Below are 16,925 nucleotides of genomic sequence, written 5' to 3' on the forward strand. Positions count from 1 at the left end.
TGTGTGCTATTTTTGCCACATGGCGTGGCAGCCTCCATGAAACGTTGCTGCGGCGCGTCGGTTCGCACGGCGGTGACGCGGTAACCATGTCGCGCACTGACCCTCGCGGGCCGGTATCACCCTGGGGGGCTACGGGTTCCAGACAATTGTCATTGTTGGATGTGCCCGCTAATGGTTTGACAGAATTTCCGCCGGGCGTTTCGTCGACCCGCCGCGTCGCGGTCGTGCCGAGCTGCGGATCCCCGCTTGCAGACTGTTGGATGATCGCATGTCGAAAAAGACTGCCCTGATCACGGGTGTCACGGGCCAGGACGGCGCCTATCTGGCGGAACTGCTGCTGTCCAAGGGCTACAGCGTGCACGGCATCAAGCGCCGCACCTCGCTGTTCAACACCGATCGCATCGATCACCTGTACCACGACCTGCACGAGAAGGGGCACGACTTCACGCTGCATCATGGCGACCTCACCGACGCTTCCAGCCTGATCCGCATCGTGCAGCAGGTGCAGCCGGACGAGATCTACAATCTCGCGGCGCAGAGCCATGTCGCGGTGTCGTTCGAGGAGCCGGAATACACCGCCAATTCCGATGCGCTGGGACCGCTGCGCCTGCTGGAGGCGATCCGGATTCTCGGGCTGGAGCGCAAGACGCGGTTCTATCAGGCGTCGACCTCCGAACTGTACGGCCTCGTGCAGGAGGTGCCGCAGAAGGAGACGACGCCGTTCTATCCGCGCTCGCCCTATGCGGTCGCCAAGCTCTACGCCTACTGGATCACGGTGAACTATCGTGAGGCCTACGGCATCTATGCCTGCAACGGCATCCTGTTCAACCACGAATCCCCGGTGCGCGGCGAGACCTTCGTGACGCGCAAGATCACGCGGGCGCTGGCGCGCATCAAGCTCGGCCTGCAGGACAAGCTCTATCTCGGCAACCTCAATGCCCGCCGCGACTGGGGCCACGCCCGCGACTATGTCGAGATGCAGTGGCTGATGCTGCAGCAGGACGCCCCCGAGGACTATGTGATCGCCACCGGCGAGCAGCATTCGGTTCGTGAGTTCGTCGAGCTGGCGGCGCGGGAAATCGGCGTCACGCTGCGCTGGGAGGGCAGCGGCGTCGATGAGAAGGGCTACGACGCCCTGACCGGCGCCTGCGTCGTGGAGGTGGATCCGCGCTACTTCCGGCCGACGGAGGTCGAAACCCTGCTCGGCGATCCCGCCAAGGCCAAGCGCAATCTCGGCTGGTCGCCGGCGACATCATTTGCCCAACTTGTGGCGGAAATGATGCAGGAGGACATGAAATCGGCGCAGCGCGACGAACTGGTCAAGCAGCACGGATTCAAGTACTTCAACTACCATGAGTAGCCTGCAGCCGCCTTCGTCCCCGGGGGAGGCCGCGCGACCGGACAACCAGAGACGCCATCGCCGCGTCGTGATGCGATAACAGATGATCAGCGCCATCGACGGTTATGTCATCAAGACGACCCTGACGTCGTTCCTGATCGTCCTCATCTCGCTGACGGGCGTGATCTGGATCACCCAGGCGCTGCGCAACATCGACCTGATGACCAGCCAGGGCCAGACCATTCTGGTGTTCATGGGGATTTCGGGCCTGGCGATTCCGCTGCTGATCGCCATCATCTCGCCGATCGCGGTGCTGGTCGCCACCATGTACGCGCTGAACCGCTTCGCCACCGACTCCGAGGTCATCGTCATCAGCGCCGCCGGCATGCCGCCGCTGCGCTTTCTGCGTCCGTTCCTGATCGCAACGCTGGCGGTGAGCGTGCTGGTCGCCGTCATTTCGCTGTACATCGCGCCGGAGGCGCTGCGCACGCTGCGGCGCTGGAACACCCAGCTCGGCGCCGACGTCGTCGCCAACATCATCCAGCCGGGCCAGTTCATCAAGCTCGACAAGCTCACCATCCGCATCCAGGAGCGGCGGCCGGGCGGCGTGCTGAGCGGGCTGTTCATCGACGACAAGCGCGATCCGGCGCAGCGCGTCAACATCGTTGCCGACCGCGGCACCGTGATTAAGAACGAGCGCGGCTCGTTCCTGATCCTCGAGGACGGCAACCTGCAGCAGTTCGAGACCGGCAAGCGCGATCCGGCGCTGGTGGCGTTCAAGAGCTACGCGTTCGACCTGTCGCAGTTTTCCAGCAATGCCCAGAACGTCACCTACAACGTCTCGGAGCGGCTGACGCCGGAACTGCTCAATCCGCCGCAGGACGATCCGTTCTATGTCCGCGCGCCCGGCGAGTTCCGGGCCGAGTTCCACAACCGCATCTTTGCGCCGCTCTATCCCATCGCCTTCGCGCTGCTGGCATTCGCCTTTCTCGGCATGCCGCGGACCACGCGGCAGAGCCGCAACTTCGCGGTCTCCAGCCTGCTGCTGACCGTGCTGGTGGTACGTATCGCCGGCTTTGCGCTGTCGACCGTCTCGGTGCGGATGCCGGGGGCGGTCATCCTGCAATACCTGATGCTGGTGGTGGTCAGCGGGCTCAGCAGCTGGTCGATCGTCCGCGGCATCATTGTCGAGGCGCCGGCGAACCTGATCGAGGCGGCGAACCGGCTCGGCGAGCGCCTGATGCCCGCGCGCCTGCGCGGGCAGGCCTGATCCGGCGGCCCGGCCAGCCGGTATTCATATTACCAGCTGCACTCTTTCAGGATGCCGGGCTCGCCGCGCGGGTCGGTGAGCCGCCAGGCGAAGAAGCCGCGCTTGCCGGTGGTCGAGGCGGGCACGGTGAACGCGCCGAGGCTCTCGACGCCGGCGTAGAACGGCTGCAGGCGGTCGGTGTCCGGGCAGGAGGTGATGAACAGCAGGGGCTGTTTCGCCTCCCGCGTCAGCGGGTGGGCGACGTCGAATTGCGGGCTGTCGGACGTGCCCCAGGACAGGATCGGCTCCGGCCTGCCGCGCAGGTAGTAGCGCAGTGCCGCGACCTCGCCCCGGTAGTCGTTGACGATGGTCGGGGCGCCGACCTCGCTTGCGAGCTGGCCGGCCCGTTCCGCATAGGCCCGCCAGCCCAGCGTGCGATTGTAGGGGTTGGCTTGCTTGACGAGGGGCAGGGCGATCCGCGTCGCCACCGTGTCGGTGACCAGCAGCAGGGCCTGCAGGGCGACGCCGAGGGCAATGCTGGCGGTCAGCCAGCCCCGCCGCCCGGTGCGCAGCAGCAGGCCGGCGGTCAGGATCAGGCCGGAGATGGCCGAGACCGAGGCCCAGTTGGCGTAGGTGTGGACGCCGACGGCGATCAGGGTGATCAGCACCACTGGCACGACGAAAAAGCACACCATCAGCCGGTCCTGGGCGATCAGGTCCGCGGAGCGCAGTTTCACGGTGGCCGCGATCATCACCGCGAACACCACCGGTCCGAACACCCCGAACTGGGCGCCGAAGAACTCCAGCACGCGGCCGATGTTCGGCCGGAACTGTTCCCCGAGCACGAGGTCGCCGGTGTGGCGGAAGGTCATGAACGAATGGCTGGCGTTCCAGATGATGTTGGGCGCCACCACCAGCGCGCCGATGCCGAGCGCCGCCCAGACATATGGCTCGCGGAACACCGCCCGGGCGCGCGGGCTCGTCGCCGCCGCCAGCAGCATGCCCGGCAGCAGGTAGATCATGGCGTATTTCGACAGCAGGCCGAGCCCGAGCGCCAGCCCGAGCGCCAGCGCCCAGCCCCAGCGCGGGGCGATCAGCAGGTGCAGATAGGCCCACAGCGCCAGTGTCCAGAACAGCAGCAGCGGCACGTCGGTCGAGATGATGCGGGCGGAGAACACCACCCCGGTCGTCAGCGCGGTCAGGACGGCCGCCCAGAAGCCGGTGCGCTCGTCATAGAGCAGGCGGGCCGCGGCATAGACCGCAAGGCTGGTCGCGGCGTAGAGCAGCGGCGCCGGGGCCCGTACGCACCATTCCGCGTCGCCGCACACCTGCCGGGTGCCTGCCAGCAGCCAGGCCAGCAAGGGCGGCTTGGAGAAATAGCCGAAGGCGAGGTCCTGCGCCCAGGTCCAGTACTGCGCCTCGTCATAGAACAGGTCGACCACCGACAGCCGCAGGCCGATCAGGCGGGCGAGGGTCAGGCCGAGCAGGATGAGCAGCAGCCAGGGCAGGTGGGTCGCCGGCAGGCCGGCTGCAAGCCTCTGGCGCCGCTCCAGAATCCAGCCGTCCGGCGGGGCAGCCGAGGGTGCAGGCGGTGGCGGTCGGCTCGACATGGCGTCGGTCATGGCAACTCGGTCATGGCAATTCGGGTCGGGTGAGGAGAGGCGAACGGGCGTCTCCTGCCGGGATCACAGTTCGGTCAGGAGCCGCAGTCCTGCGGAGCGGCGAAGCGGTAGGAATAGGTGATGGTCTTGGCCTTGTGGGTGCGCCGCAAGGGCAATGTGACCTGTTTTGCCTCGGTGGTCACGAGGCCGGGGAGGAATGTGGCGAGCAGCCCGGGGGTCATCGGACCGTCGTCGATCACCACGGCGCCGCCGGCCCGCACGGCGGCTGGATCGAACCACGGGGCGCCGGTGATCGCGTGATAGTCGATGACGCTGACCGAGCGCGGCATGGCGATGCCGACCCCGTACACGCCCTGCCGGCCGCCGATGATGTAGGCCGGGCCGCAGCGGTAGCGGCTGGTCCAGTCGTCGCGGATCGCCTTCGCGGCCGCGGCGATGGGTTCCTGCAGGCCGCTGTGGCTGGCAAAGAACGTGTAGACCACTGTGATGATCACGGCGGCGGCGAAATAGAGACCGGCAATGGTGGCGGTGACCTCGCGCTCGAACCAGCGCGCGGTGCGATCGGCCCATCGCACCAGCGGCGCCAGCGCCGGCACCGCCATCATGGCGTAGGGCGCATCGAACCGGAACAGGTAGTCGAGCCCGGCGATCAGCACGAGGCCGAGCAGGATCGCCTGCATGGTCAGGTTCATCACCACCAGGAAGCGGACGTCGTCGCGCGCCGGTGGCGCGGCCAGCGGTGCCCACGCCAGCACCCGCTTCAGCAGTCCCGCGACGACGATGACGGCGCCGGGCAGGAAGCAGATCAGGTAGCCGAGCAGGTACTCATAGAGGCGGCTCAGTGTCTGCGCGACGCCGGCGCGCTCGAAATGCGCGAGCCCCCATTCCACCGAGGAGTGATGATCGAGCACGCCCAGTGCGTGCGGGGCGACCATGACGAGGCCCACGGCGCTCGCGAGATAGAAGCCCGGCCGGCGCAGCACGGCCCTGAATGGCGCGACGGCGAGCGTCGCCGTTCCGATCCCGAGAAACAGCACCGCGGCATTGTATTTGGTCAGCACCGCGATCCCCGACCAGAAGCCGAATGCGAGCCAATGGCCGCGGCGGTCGGTGCGGGCCGCGCGCAGATAGTGAAACACGATCGCCGGCCACGGCGTCAGCTGCAGGATGTCGGCGTTGAGCGCGAAGGACAGCGGCGCGAAGGTCGTGTAGAGCGACGTGCCGAACAGGAAGGTGAACAGCGCCGCGTTGCCGGGGGCCGTCACCAGCGCCAGGATGGCATACAAATAGACCAGTCCGACGGCGAGCAGGATCTGGCCGATCAGGATCGCAGCGGCGGACGACGGCCCGAACAGCCAGTCCACCGCGCCGCCGATCCATACCATCATCGGCGGATGCAGCGGTGTCACCCACGACAGATGCCGGCCCCAGGCCATCAATTCGCGGGTGTCGTAAAGCGGCGTCGGAAACACCAGCAAGGCGAGCACCGCCGGCAGCGCCAGCGCGAACACCTGCACGGCGAAGGCACGAGTTCGAAAGGCATCGGAAAGCGGAGGCGCTGCGGGCACGTGCGTCTCGTGGAAAATTCGCTGGCGGCCCGGCTCATGTGATGGATCCGGCATTCGCAAGAGAGCCTGCCGCGGGGGATGCGAATGTCAGAGCTGGAACACTAGCGACTCCGCGCCGGGCGATAAAGGGAACCCGCTGATTTTTCCTGCATGCGTGCGATTTGGCGCAGACGGGATTGACCGTGCAACGGGACGGCAGCTAGGCTCATCTATATTGCAACGATCGTTTGGCGCATGGTTGCATCAGGTGCTGCTGTGGTGCGGCTCGGATGTGACGGCTGGACGATTGCCCAGTCGCGCTCCGACAGCGTCGTTCGCGGCAGATCATGTGCCACCGAGCGCGGGCCGGCGTAGGCCCGGCCTGGGTTTTTGGGGTGGACGTTTGAAGCGATGATTGCAGCGAACGATCCGTTTCTGCGCGCCTGTCGGAGGCGCGCATCATGACCTCCTCCACCATGGCGGCGGTGGCGCCGGCGTCGCGCTGGCAGCGACCGTTCGATGTCTGGCTCGACGGCATCGAGCGTGGCTGGGGCATTCCGCTGGCGCTGGCGCTCTTCGTTGGGCTGTGGCTGGCGATCCTGCATCTCGCCTATCTCAGCGGCGACCTGCATCCCGACACTATCGAGGCGTGGTCGCTCGGCCGCACGCTGGCATGGGGCAGCCTGAAGCATCCACCGCTGATGAGCTGGATCGCACGCGGCTGGACGACGCTGTTTCCGCTGACCGACTGGTCGTTCCAGCTGCTGGCGATGGTCAACGCCGCGTTCGCACTGTGGGCCATCGACCTGCTCGCGCGGCGCTATGTCGGCGGTGACAAACGGGCGCTGCTGCTGCTGCTGCTGCTGTGGCTGCCGGTCTACCAGTTTCATGCGCAGCGCTTCAACGCCAACACGGTGCTGCTGCCGCTGTGGCCGCTGGCGACGCTGTGCTTCCTGCGCTCGTTCGAGACCCGGCGGCCCGGATGGGCGGCCGCGGCCGGCGTCGTCGGCGCGTTTGCGATCCTCGGCAAGTACTATTCGGCCTTTCTCATCGTCGGCTTTGCCGTCGCGGCGCTGTGCCATCCGCAGCGGCGCGCCTATTACGGCTCGGCGGCCCCCTGGGTGTCGGCCGTTGTCGGGGCCCTTGTGCTGCTCCCCCATGCCCATTGGATGCTGACATCCGGCGTCGGCCCGCTCGACTATGCGCTCGCCGCCCATGGCGGCGTCCCGACGATGGCCGCGGCCACGTCGGCGCTGCTGTTCCTGCTCGGCGTCGTCGCCACGCTGGCGCTGCCGCTGGCGATCTTCGCTGTGGTGATCTCGTCGCGATGGCGCGACTACGCCGCCGCTCTGCGGTCGCTGAACTCCGGGCTGCTGCTGGTGCTGCTGATCGGCGTCGTGACCATCATCGTTCCGCCGCTGGTGACGGTCGCGCTCAGGAGCACGATCACCGCGACCTGGGCGGCGCAGGGGCTGTTCCTGTTCATCCTGGTCGCGGTCTGTGCCTGCACCTTTGCCGTCGGCCGCGCGGCCATCGACTGTGTCGCGGCGCTGTCGCTCGCGGCCACGGTGCTGACGCTGGTGTTCGCGCCGGCGCACGCGATCTATCGCAATGCCAGGCCGTTCAAGGAGGGGCGCAACTATTACGAGCTGGCGGCGCGGGAGCTCGAGCGGCGCTGGTCCGCCGAGTCGCGGACGCCGCTCGCCACCGTGAGCGGGGATACGCTGGCCATGGGCGTCAGCTTCTACGCCGCCGCGCATCCCCTCTATGTGGCGCCGTACGATGCGGCGTTCATGTCGGGGATGCCGTCGCAGGCGGTCCTCCGGAACGGCTGGGCGGCGGTCTGTCTCCCGAACGAGGCTGGTTGCCTGCTGTGGTTGCAGCAGGCGGCCTCGACCGTGCCCGGTGCGCGGTCGCTGACGTTCTCCGTCCAGCCGCAGCTGTGGGGGCGCCCCGGGCAGCCCGCGCAGGTGTCGGCGGTGATCGTGCCGCCGGCCTCCTGATCCCGGCGCAGGGCGGCCGGATGTCCCGTTTCCGGACAGCGGATTTCCCGGGGACACCGCCCGTCCAAAGGCCGAAAACACCTCGTTTGCGTGCATCAGGGCGGTCGACACAGCCGTGGTAACTGGTTATGGAACGGGCCCGTGGCACCGGCTGGGCACGGCCAGCGGTGTGCCGCACCATGATTTTTTCCAGATCGTTCGAGGCTCGCGCGCTCCCAGCATGACTGTTCTCTCCAGCCGCAAGGCGGCGATCCTCGCCCATTCGGAAACGTTCGCCGCGACGCGCGCATCGTGGCGCGAGCGGGCCCGCTTCTTTCACCAGGAAGACGAAACCTATCTGCGCTTCCTCATTCCGGAAGGCGCGCGGGTGCTGGAGATCGGCTGCGGCACCGGAGACACGCTGGCGGCGCTCAAGCCGTCGCATGGCGTCGGCATCGATTTCAGCCCGGGCATGATCGCGCAGGCCCGCGCGCGTCATCCGGACCTCAGCTTCGTCGTCGGCGATGCCGAGGATCCGGCGACGTTCGCGGCCTTGGAGGGACCGTTCGACTATATCCTGGTGCTCGACACCATCGGCGCGATCGACGACTGCCAGGCCTTCCTCGCCAAGCTGCATGCGCTGTGCAGCCGCGAGACGCGGCTGGTGATCGGCTACTATTCCCATCTGTGGTATCCGCTGCTCAATGTCGCCGAGCGGGCCGGGTGGCGGATGCCCTATCCCGAGCAGAACATCCTGTCGCCGTCGGACGTGCGGGCGTTCGCCCAGCTCGCCGATTTCGATCCGGTGAAGTCGGAGCAGCGGGTGCTGTCGCCGGCGAGGCTGTTCGGGCTCGGACGTATCATCAACCGCTTCATCAGCGTGCTGCCGCTGTTTCGGGCGCTGGCGCTGCGCCACTATGCGGTGTGCCGCTCGCTGCCGGCGGCGGCCGCCTCCGACGTCAAGTCGGCGACCGTGGTCGTTCCGGCGCGCAACGAGCGCGGCAACATCGAGCCGGCGGTGCAGCGCATTCCGCGCTTCTGCGACGATCTCGAGATCATCTTCATCGAAGGCCACAGCAAGGACGGCACCTTCGAGGAGATGGAGCGGGTCAAGGCGGCCTATCCTGACCTCGACATCAAGACCATGGTGCAGCCGGGCAAGGGCAAGGCGGATGCGGTGTTCACCGCGTTCGATGTCGCGCGCGGCGATGTCGTGATGATCCTCGATGCCGACCTCACCATGCCGCCGGAGCAACTGCCGAAGTTCTGGGAGGCGGTGCGCTCGGGCAAGGGCGAGTTCATCAACGGCTCGCGGCTCGTCTACGCCATGGACGACGGCGCCATGCGGTTTCTCAACCTGATTGCCAACCGCACCTTCTCGTACCTGTTCTCGTGGCTGCTGAACCAGCGCTACACCGACACGCTGTGCGGCACCAAGGTGATGCGCCGTTCGGACTACCAGCGCCTGAAGGCCGGCAAGGCCTATTTCGGCGACTTCGACCCGTTCGGCGATTTCGACCTGATCTTCGGCGCGTCCAAGCTCAACCTGAAGTCGATCGACATGCCGATCCGCTACGCCGCGCGCAGCTATGGCGAGACGCAGATCTCGCGCTTCACCCATGGCTGGATGCTGCTGAAGATGGTGGTGTTCGCGTTCTTCCGGATCAAGGCGCAGTAGGCGGCGCGCCGCCTACGGCTTCTCTCACTGCTCCTGCAGCTCGATCCCGCCCGCGTCCTTCGCGGCTTTCTCGGCGCTGAGGATCCAGACGAGGCCGCCGAACGCGCCGACCGCGAACGACACCGCGCCATACAGCAGCGACACCACGAGGCCATCGGCCTGCGGCAGGCCGGCATAGCCGAACGCCACCATCATCGTCGCCTCGCGCACGCCCCAGCCGGCGATCGAGATCGGCAGCATGGTGAGCAGGATGATCGGCGGGATCAGCAGGAAGACCTGAGCGAAGGTCGCGGGGGCCGCGATCGAGCGTACCACGCCCCACGCGATCACCGCGGTCAGCACATGGATGGTCAGCGACAGCACGGCGATCAGCGGCCCGCTGCGGCGGTTGAAGATCACCTTGTTGGCGATCACCGCGCAGGCATGGATATGCTTGGTCGGCAGCCACGCCGTGAGCCAGCTCCACGACAGCCGTCCGAAGGCGAGAAAGGCGAGGCCGCCGGCGAGCGCGGTGATGTCGATCAGCGACAACGCCGCGCGGCCATGGGCGTCGCCGATCAGCTGATAGCTCCACGGCAGGCTGCCGACGATCAGGATCGCGAGCGCGATCAGGCCGATGGCGCGGTCGACCAGCACCGAATAGGTCGCCGCGCGCCAGCCGGCGCCGGTGCGGTTGACCAGCCACAGGCGGACCGCGTCGCCGCCGATCGAGGACGGCAGGGTCTGGTTGAAGAACGAGCCGATCAGGTTGAAGCGCAGCGCCTGCGCCGCCGACAGCGGCGCGTCGCACCGCGCGGTGATCTCGCACCAGCGCAGCGCGCCGAGCAGGATCTGCAGCAGCGTGACGCCGATCGCGAATGCGAGCCAGCCGAAGCTGATCTGGTTCATGCGGGCAAGGATCGCGCCGACATTGACCCCGCGCAGCGCCAGGTAGAGCAGGGCGCCGGAGATCAGGATCTTGAGGGCGACGAGGACGAACTGGCGCATGGCGGGCCGGACGGGCCTTTGATCAGGAAAAACAGCCAAATGCCCAAAAAATCTGGCTGATTTGCGAACAGGTCGCGCGGCGGTTGCGCTGGGCGCGCAACTGTTCCGCGGCCCGGCGGCGTAGGCGCTAGGTATGGCTTTCGCGCCCGTCTGGCAATAGGGAAGCGGGGCCGGCGGAACGTGGCGGATATCGGCCGGGACGGGCGTTTCGATGTGTTCCGCAACGGGCGGCGCGGGGCGTCCCCTGCGGCGCTGGTCGGTGGACGGCTCATCGGTGGACGGCTAAACAGGCGCGCCGGGGTGGCGGCAACGCTGTCGCGCGCTCAATGACATGTCACGTCGGCGCGGATCGCGGTGGTGGGGTGGCAGATCGACGCCGCATGACCGCGTGCCGCCGCGCCGGCAGCGAGATTTCGGGCCCGCAGGAGAAACGGTGATGACGGACCAGGCAATCTTGGTGACGGGAGCCGCGGGCTTCATCGGCTTCCATGTCAGCCAGCGGCTGCTGCAGGCCGGCCGCACCGTGGTCGGGCTCGACAACCTCAACGATTATTACGATCCGGCGCTGAAGCAGGCGCGCCTCGACATTCTCGGCAACGATCCGCGCTTTCGTTTCGAAAGGCTCGATCTCGCCGATCAGGCCGGCATGACGGCGCTGTTCGCGTGTGAAAAATTTCCCGTCGTGGTGCATCTCGCCGCCCAGGCCGGCGTGCGTTATTCGCTGCAGAACCCGCAGGCCTACATCTCTTCGAATTTCCAGGGCTTCGCCAACGTGCTGGAAGGCTGTCGCCATCACGGCTGCGGTCATCTGCTCTATGCCTCGTCGTCGTCGGTCTATGGCGCCAACACCAAGCTGCCGTTCTCGGTGCACGACAATGTCGATCATCCGGTCAGCCTGTATGCGGCGAGCAAGAAGTCGAACGAGCTGATGGCGCATGCCTACAGCCATCTGTTCAGGATTCCGATGACGGGGCTGCGCTTCTTCACGGTGTACGGTCCGTGGGGCCGTCCGGACATGGCGATGTATCTCTTCACCAAGGCGATCCTGGAGGGGCGGCCGATCAAGCTGTTCAACCAGGGCAACATGCGCAGGGATTTCACCTATGTCGACGACATCGTCGAGGGAATCGTGCGCCTGATCGACCGCGTCCCGCAGCCCGATCCGGCCTGGAACGGCGCGGCGCCGGATCCCAGCGCTAGCTCCGCACCGTGGCGGGTGTACAATATCGGTAACAACAAGTCGGAAGAGCTGATGCATGTGGTCGCGGTGCTGGAGCAGGCGCTCGGGCGCAAGGCTCTCAAGGAGCTGCTGCCGATGGAGCCGGGCGACGTGCCGGCGACCTTCGCCGATGTCGATGATCTGACGCGCGATGTCGGCTTTCGGCCGTCCACGTCGATCCAAGACGGCGTTAGTAAATTCGTGCGATGGTATCGGGATTATCACCGGGTGTGACGGCGGGTTTCATGAGTGAGCGTATCATTCCGTTAATCATGTGCGGCGGCGCGGGAACGCGGCTGTGGCCGGCGTCGCGCGAGGGGCGGCCCAAGCAGTTCCTGCGGCTGTTCGGCGAGCGCTCCACGTTTCAGGAGACCATGCGCCGCGTGTCTGATCCGACGCTGTTCGAGCGCGCCGTCGTGATCACCAATGCCGCCTATCGCTTCATGGTGACCGAGCAACTCGCCGAGATCGGCCTCGAGGCCGACGTGCTGCTGGAGCCGGCACGGCGCGATTCCGGTCCGGCGATCGCCGCCGGTGCCGCCTTCGCGCGCACGCGCAGTGCCGATGCTGTCGTGCTGGCGCTCGCCGCCGACCATGTGGTGCGCGACGTCGCTGCGTTCGTGGCGGCGTGCCGCAGCGGTCTCGACGGCGCCAATGCCGGCCGCATCGTCACCTTCGGCGTCACCCCCGAGCATCCGTCGACCGAATATGGCTACATCCGCCCCGGCGCCGTCATCGCCGGCGACATCCGCGCGGTGGACTCGTTCGTCGAGAAGCCGGATGCCGCGACCGCGGCCCGCTATGTCGCCGACGGCTATCTCTGGAACAGCGGCAACTTCATGTTTCGCGCCGAGACGCTGCTCGCCGAATATGGCCAGTTCGATGCCGACAGCATTGCGGCCGTGACCGACGCGGTGACGAGGGCCGGGCGCGATCTCGGCTTCGTGACGCTCGACAAGGCGGCGTTCGAGAGCGCCCGCGCCATCTCGATCGACTATGCGGTGATGGAGAAGACCGACCGCGCCGCGGTGGTCGCGGTGTCGTGTGGCTGGTCGGATGTCGGCTCGTGGCGCGCGGTGTGGGAGCTGTCGCCCAAGGACGGCGACGGCAATGCCGCGCAGGGGCCCGCGGTGTTCGAAGGCGCGCGCAACTGCAATGTCGCGACCGAGAAGACGCTGGTGGCTCTGGAGGGGGTCGAGGATCTCGTCGTCGTCGCCACCCAGGATGCGGTGCTGGTGTCGCGCCAGAAGGACGCCGGCGGCCTCAAGCGGCTGGTCGGCAGGCTGCGCACCGTGGCGCCGCAGGTCACCGAGGATCATCCCAAGGTGCATCGGCCGTGGGGGTCGTACCAGTCGCTCGATGTCGGCGACCGCCATCAGGTCAAGCGCATCATCGTCAAGGCTGGCGGGCGGCTGTCGCTGCAGAAGCACCACCACCGCTCCGAGCACTGGATCGTGGTGCGCGGCGCCGCGCTCGTCACCGTCAACGACACCCAGAAGATGGTGCACGAGAACGAGTCGGTCTACATCCCGATCGGCGCGGTGCATCGCATGGAGAATCCCGGCAAGATCCCGCTGGAGCTGATCGAGGTGCAGACCGGCAGCTATCTCGGCGAGGACGACATCGTCCGCATCGAGGACGATTACAAGCGCTCGTGAGCCGCCCTATCGCGTGCGGGCCGCGGGCGCGGCGTTCTGCGGCGCCGGGGCTCGCGCGGGTGACGGCCGCAGCAGACCGAGCGCGGGCCGTTCGATCACGCGATAGCTGACGAGGCCGACAAGGTTCACAGCAGTGAGGCAGGTGGCGAGGAAGGCGGCCTCGATCGCCGCGTTGTGCCAGGGCAGGCGAACGAAGGCATGGCCGAGCGCCGAGACCACCAGCACATGGCTGAGATAGGTCGAATACGACGCGTCACCGGCCTTGTGCAGCCACGCCGGCCATGACCGGTGGTGTGTCGTCTCCAGCGCCGCCGCGCCATAGACGATGGGAACGAAGGCCGCGCCGAGCAGCAGGATCGTGCTGCCCGCATCCTGCGGGGCGCCGAGCAGCGTGTAGGTGACCAGGCCGGCGGGCATGAGCACGGCGCCTGCCAGCAGGCTGGCGCGGGCGCCGCGGCTGATGCCGGCGCGGACCGCTGTGCCGACCATCGCGCCGGCGATGAACAGATAGGTGAGCGGACTGAAGACCACGCCGAGCACGGGGCTGCCCGCAAGCCCCGCAATCAGCACGGCGGCGATCACGGCGGCCCAGGCGAGCAGGGCCGGGACGAGCGGGATGCGCAGGCACAGCAGCAGCGCGACCACGAGGTAGAAATACATCTCGTGGATCAGCGTCCAGCCGACGGCGAGCAGCGGGCCGACATCCTGCGGCCACAGCAGATAGGATTTCAGCAGCGACGGCGGATGGGCATAGGACGAGTTCACCGCGCCGGGCGCCACCAGGAACACCGCGAGCACGATCGTGGTGTAGAACCAGTAGGCCGGGACGATGCGCAGGACCCGCGACAGCGCGAAGCGGGCGGGCGTCGAATCCCCGGCGATGTAGGCGATGACGAAGCCCGAGATCACGAAGAAGAAATCGACCCCGGCGGGGCCGAGCGCGCGCGTCCAGTCCGGCAGCAGCGCGATGCCGTGGCCGTATTTGGCTTCGATCGATGTCAGGTGGGCGAGCACGACCGCATTGGCCGCGAGGCCGCGAAAGCACTGGATGCTGGAAAACTTCATCGACTCGACTTGATCCCTGCCGGCCCGCGGTGCCGGCACCTTATCGCAGGCGGGTGGTCGGCCATAGCGCGGCAGCCCGGCGTCCGCCAGGGGGCCTGCGGCGACCGCGCGGCACGCGCGCCGGAGGTTGTCGGGCCCGACATGGCACCGGACGGATCGCGATCCGAATCCCGAACCTGCCGCTAGCGTGCTGATTTTTCGATGTAATTCTTTGAATCAAAACGTGTTTGATGTCCTGCCGGGAAGGTTCGCAACAGCGCGGTGGCCGTGCTAGACCGTGCCGCGGCGCGATCGGGGTTCGCGCCGGACGATTTTTCGGGGATTCGGATGAATTTGAAAGACGGGGCGCCCCTTCGCATGGGCGTGGTCGGCGCGGGCGTGATGGGCAGCAACCATGCGCGCGTGCTGATGGGCCTTCCAGGCGTCACCATGGTCGGCATCGTCGACCCGCTGCCGGCGCACCGCGAGCGCGCCGCGCGCCTCGTGGGATGCCCGACCTTCGAGAACCTGGACGACCTGATCGCCGCCGGCGTCGATGCCGTGACGGTGGCCGCGCCCACCCACCTGCATCATGAAGTCTCGCTGGCGCTGATCGCGCGCGGCATTCACGTCCTGGTCGAGAAGCCGATCGCGTCATCCGTCGAGGAGGGCGAGGAGATCGTCGCCGCCGCCCGCAAGGCCGGCGTCACGCTGATGGTCGGCCATGTCGAGCGCTTCAACCCGGCGGTCGCCGCGATCAAGCAGGCGATCAAGGGCGAGGATATCCTCTCCATCGCCATCACCCGCGTCGGTCCGTTCCCGCCGCGCATGTCCAATGTCGGCGTCGTCATCGATCTCGCCGTGCACGACATCGACCTGATTCGCTGGTTCACCGAATCCGATATCGTCGATGTGCAGCCGCAGCTGTCGAGTGCGGTGGCCGAGCGCGAGGATATCGCGCTGCTCCAGTTCCGCACCGAGTCCGGCGTGCTCGCCCACATCAACACCAACTGGCTGACCCCGTTCAAGGCGCGCAGCGTCACGGTCGCGACCCGCGGCAAGTACGTGATGGGCGACCTGCTGACGCGGCAGGTCACCGAATGCTTCGGCTTCCAGCCCGACGGCGCCTATTCCATGCGCCATCTCTCGGTCGGGCACGACGAGCCGTTGCGCGCCGAACTGCTGGCGTTCGCCGATGCGGTGCGCAGCGGCAAGGCGCCGGCCGTGACCGGAGACGAGGGCGTCGCCAGCCTCGCGATCGCGATCCAGTGCCTGGAGGCGCCGTCGCAGGCCGTCGGTGCCGCCGTCCACAAGCCGCGCCGCGCCGTCGGCTGAACCCGTTTCTCCATTCTTCATCGCAGGTCCGCATGAACCAGCATACGCCGCCGCAAGCCATTCCCTTCATCGACGTCGCGGCGCAGCGCCGCCGTCTCGGCCGCGCCATCGATGACGCGGTGACCAGGGTGCTCGACCAGTGCCAGTTCATCAATGGTCCCGAGGTGACGCGGTTCGAGGCGGATCTCGCCGCGTTCTGCGGCGCCAGGCATGTGGTCGCCTGCGCCAGCGGCACCGACGCGCTGCTGATGGTGCTGATGGCGAAGGGCATCGGTCCGGGCGACGCGGTGCTGTGTCCGACATTCACGTTCTGCGCCACCGGCGAGGTGGTGGCGCTGCTCGGCGCGACGCCGGTGTTCGTCGACGTCGACGAGACCACCTTCAACATCGATCCGGCATCGCTGACCCGCGGCATCGTGACCGCGCGCCAGAACGGTCTCAAGCCGAAGGCGGTGATTCCGGTCGACCTGTTCGGCCAGAGCGCCGACCATGACGTGATCGGCGCGATCGCTGCGGCCGAGGGGCTGTTCGTGCTCGACGACGCCGCGCAGGGCTTCGGCGCGACCTACAAGGGCCGCCGGCTCGGCACGTTCGGCCTCGCCACTGCGACCAGCTTCTTCCCGGCCAAGCCGCTCGGCTGCTACGGCGACGGCGGCGCGATCACCACCGACGACGACGAGCTTGCCGCCACGCTGCGCAGCATCCGCGTCCACGGCCATGGCACCGACAAGTACGACAACGTCCGCATCGGCCTGACCGGGCGCCTCGACACCGTGCAAGCGGCGGTGCTGATCGAGAAGCTGAAAATCTTCCAGGACGAGATCGACGCCCGCAACCGCGTCGCGCGTCGTTATTCCGACGCGCTGCAGGACGTCGTCGGCGTGCCGCGCGTCGTCGACGGCGTGTCGGTGTGGGCGCAGTACACCATCCGCCTGCCGCATGCCGATCGCGACGGCTTCGCTGCCAGGCTCAAGGCGCGCGGCGTGCCGACCGCGATCTACTATCCGAAGTCGATGCACCAGCAGACCGCCTACAAGCACTATCCCGTGGCGAGCGGCGGCCTGCCGGTCAGCGAGAGGCTGTCGGCCGACGTCATCAGCCTGCCGATGCACGCCTACCTCGACGAGCCGACCCAGGATCGCGTCATCGCGGCGGTGCACGAGGCGCTGTCGAACTGACCGGCCGCATTGTCTTCGTCCGCCGGCGGCGATAGCGTCCGCCGCGGACGCGGATCGGTCGCGATCGGGGCGCGCTGGAAAGAACAG

At 67.5% G+C, this 16,925-nt stretch carries 12 protein-coding genes; 8 read left to right on the forward strand and 4 right to left on the reverse strand.

Annotation, left to right across the window (positions count from 1 at the left end):
* Positions 1-268: 268 nt before the first annotated feature.
* Together gmd and lptF are read left to right on the forward strand one after the other, a co-directional pair.
* The gene (gmd, locus tag AB4Z37_RS27385; protein WP_441519870.1) at positions 269-1,360 is read left to right on the forward strand and encodes a GDP-mannose 4,6-dehydratase; all 1,092 of its coding nucleotides are present in this window, start codon (positions 269-271) and stop codon (positions 1,358-1,360) included.
* An 85-nt stretch (positions 1,361-1,445) separates the two neighbouring features.
* Positions 1,446-2,609, forward strand: a complete 1,164-nt coding sequence (lptF, locus tag AB4Z37_RS27390) for an LPS export ABC transporter permease LptF (RefSeq protein ID WP_441519914.1) — start codon at positions 1,446-1,448, stop codon at positions 2,607-2,609.
* A gap of 29 nt (positions 2,610-2,638) precedes the next feature.
* On the opposite strand, the gene AB4Z37_RS27395 is transcribed toward lptF, so the two are convergent.
* Positions 2,639-4,210 carry an ArnT family glycosyltransferase gene (locus AB4Z37_RS27395; RefSeq protein WP_441519871.1) on the reverse strand — a complete coding sequence of 524 codons (1,572 nt, stop codon included), beginning with the start codon at positions 4,208-4,210 and terminating at the stop codon, positions 2,639-2,641.
* A gap of 74 nt (positions 4,211-4,284) precedes the next feature.
* Positions 4,285-5,778: a glycosyltransferase family 39 protein gene (locus AB4Z37_RS27400; protein WP_441519872.1), complete on the reverse strand. Its 1,494-nt coding sequence runs from the start codon at positions 5,776-5,778 to the stop codon at positions 4,285-4,287.
* A 440-nt stretch (positions 5,779-6,218) separates the two neighbouring features.
* On the opposite strand from AB4Z37_RS27400, the gene AB4Z37_RS27405 reads away from it, so the two are divergent.
* A complete protein-coding gene (locus tag AB4Z37_RS27405) occupies positions 6,219-7,760 on the forward strand; it encodes a glycosyltransferase family 39 protein (protein ID WP_441519873.1) in 1,542 nt (513 codons plus the stop codon).
* A gap of 220 nt (positions 7,761-7,980) precedes the next feature.
* Complete coding sequence (locus AB4Z37_RS27410; RefSeq protein ID WP_441519874.1) at positions 7,981-9,417, forward strand: glycosyltransferase; 1,437 nt, start codon at positions 7,981-7,983, stop codon at positions 9,415-9,417.
* Positions 9,418-9,441: 24 nt separating this feature from the next.
* Here AB4Z37_RS27410 and AB4Z37_RS27415 read toward each other — a convergent pair whose 3' ends face one another.
* Positions 9,442-10,404 carry a lysylphosphatidylglycerol synthase transmembrane domain-containing protein gene (locus AB4Z37_RS27415; protein ID WP_441519875.1) on the reverse strand — a complete coding sequence of 321 codons (963 nt, stop codon included), beginning with the start codon at positions 10,402-10,404 and terminating at the stop codon, positions 9,442-9,444.
* 436 nt (positions 10,405-10,840) lie between these two features.
* On the opposite strand from AB4Z37_RS27415, the gene AB4Z37_RS27420 reads away from it, so the two are divergent.
* Positions 10,841-11,857, forward strand: a complete 1,017-nt coding sequence (locus tag AB4Z37_RS27420; RefSeq protein ID WP_441519876.1) for an NAD-dependent epimerase — start codon at positions 10,841-10,843, stop codon at positions 11,855-11,857.
* 11 nt (positions 11,858-11,868) lie between these two features.
* Positions 11,869-13,281 (forward strand): mannose-1-phosphate guanylyltransferase/mannose-6-phosphate isomerase, encoded by a 1,413-nt coding sequence (locus tag AB4Z37_RS27425; RefSeq protein ID WP_441519877.1) that lies wholly within the window; start codon positions 11,869-11,871, stop codon positions 13,279-13,281.
* 6 nt (positions 13,282-13,287) lie between these two features.
* Here the strand turns inward: AB4Z37_RS27425 and AB4Z37_RS27430 are convergent, their stop codons facing one another.
* A complete protein-coding gene (locus AB4Z37_RS27430; protein WP_441519878.1) occupies positions 13,288-14,346 on the reverse strand; it encodes an acyltransferase family protein in 1,059 nt (352 codons plus the stop codon).
* Positions 14,347-14,673: 327 nt separating this feature from the next.
* On the opposite strand from AB4Z37_RS27430, the gene AB4Z37_RS27435 reads away from it, so the two are divergent.
* Both AB4Z37_RS27435 and AB4Z37_RS27440 read left to right on the forward strand, forming a co-directional pair.
* Positions 14,674-15,660, forward strand: a complete 987-nt coding sequence (locus AB4Z37_RS27435; protein ID WP_441519879.1) for a Gfo/Idh/MocA family oxidoreductase — start codon at positions 14,674-14,676, stop codon at positions 15,658-15,660.
* Positions 15,661-15,692: 32 nt separating this feature from the next.
* Positions 15,693-16,838, forward strand: coding sequence for a DegT/DnrJ/EryC1/StrS family aminotransferase (locus AB4Z37_RS27440; RefSeq protein ID WP_441519880.1), 1,146 nt, complete (start codon positions 15,693-15,695; stop codon positions 16,836-16,838).
* Positions 16,839-16,925: the final 87 nt, after the last annotated feature.

It is taken from the genome of Bradyrhizobium sp. 2TAF24, assembly GCF_052115025.1.
Taxonomy (GTDB): Bacteria; Pseudomonadota; Alphaproteobacteria; order Rhizobiales; family Xanthobacteraceae; genus Bradyrhizobium_A.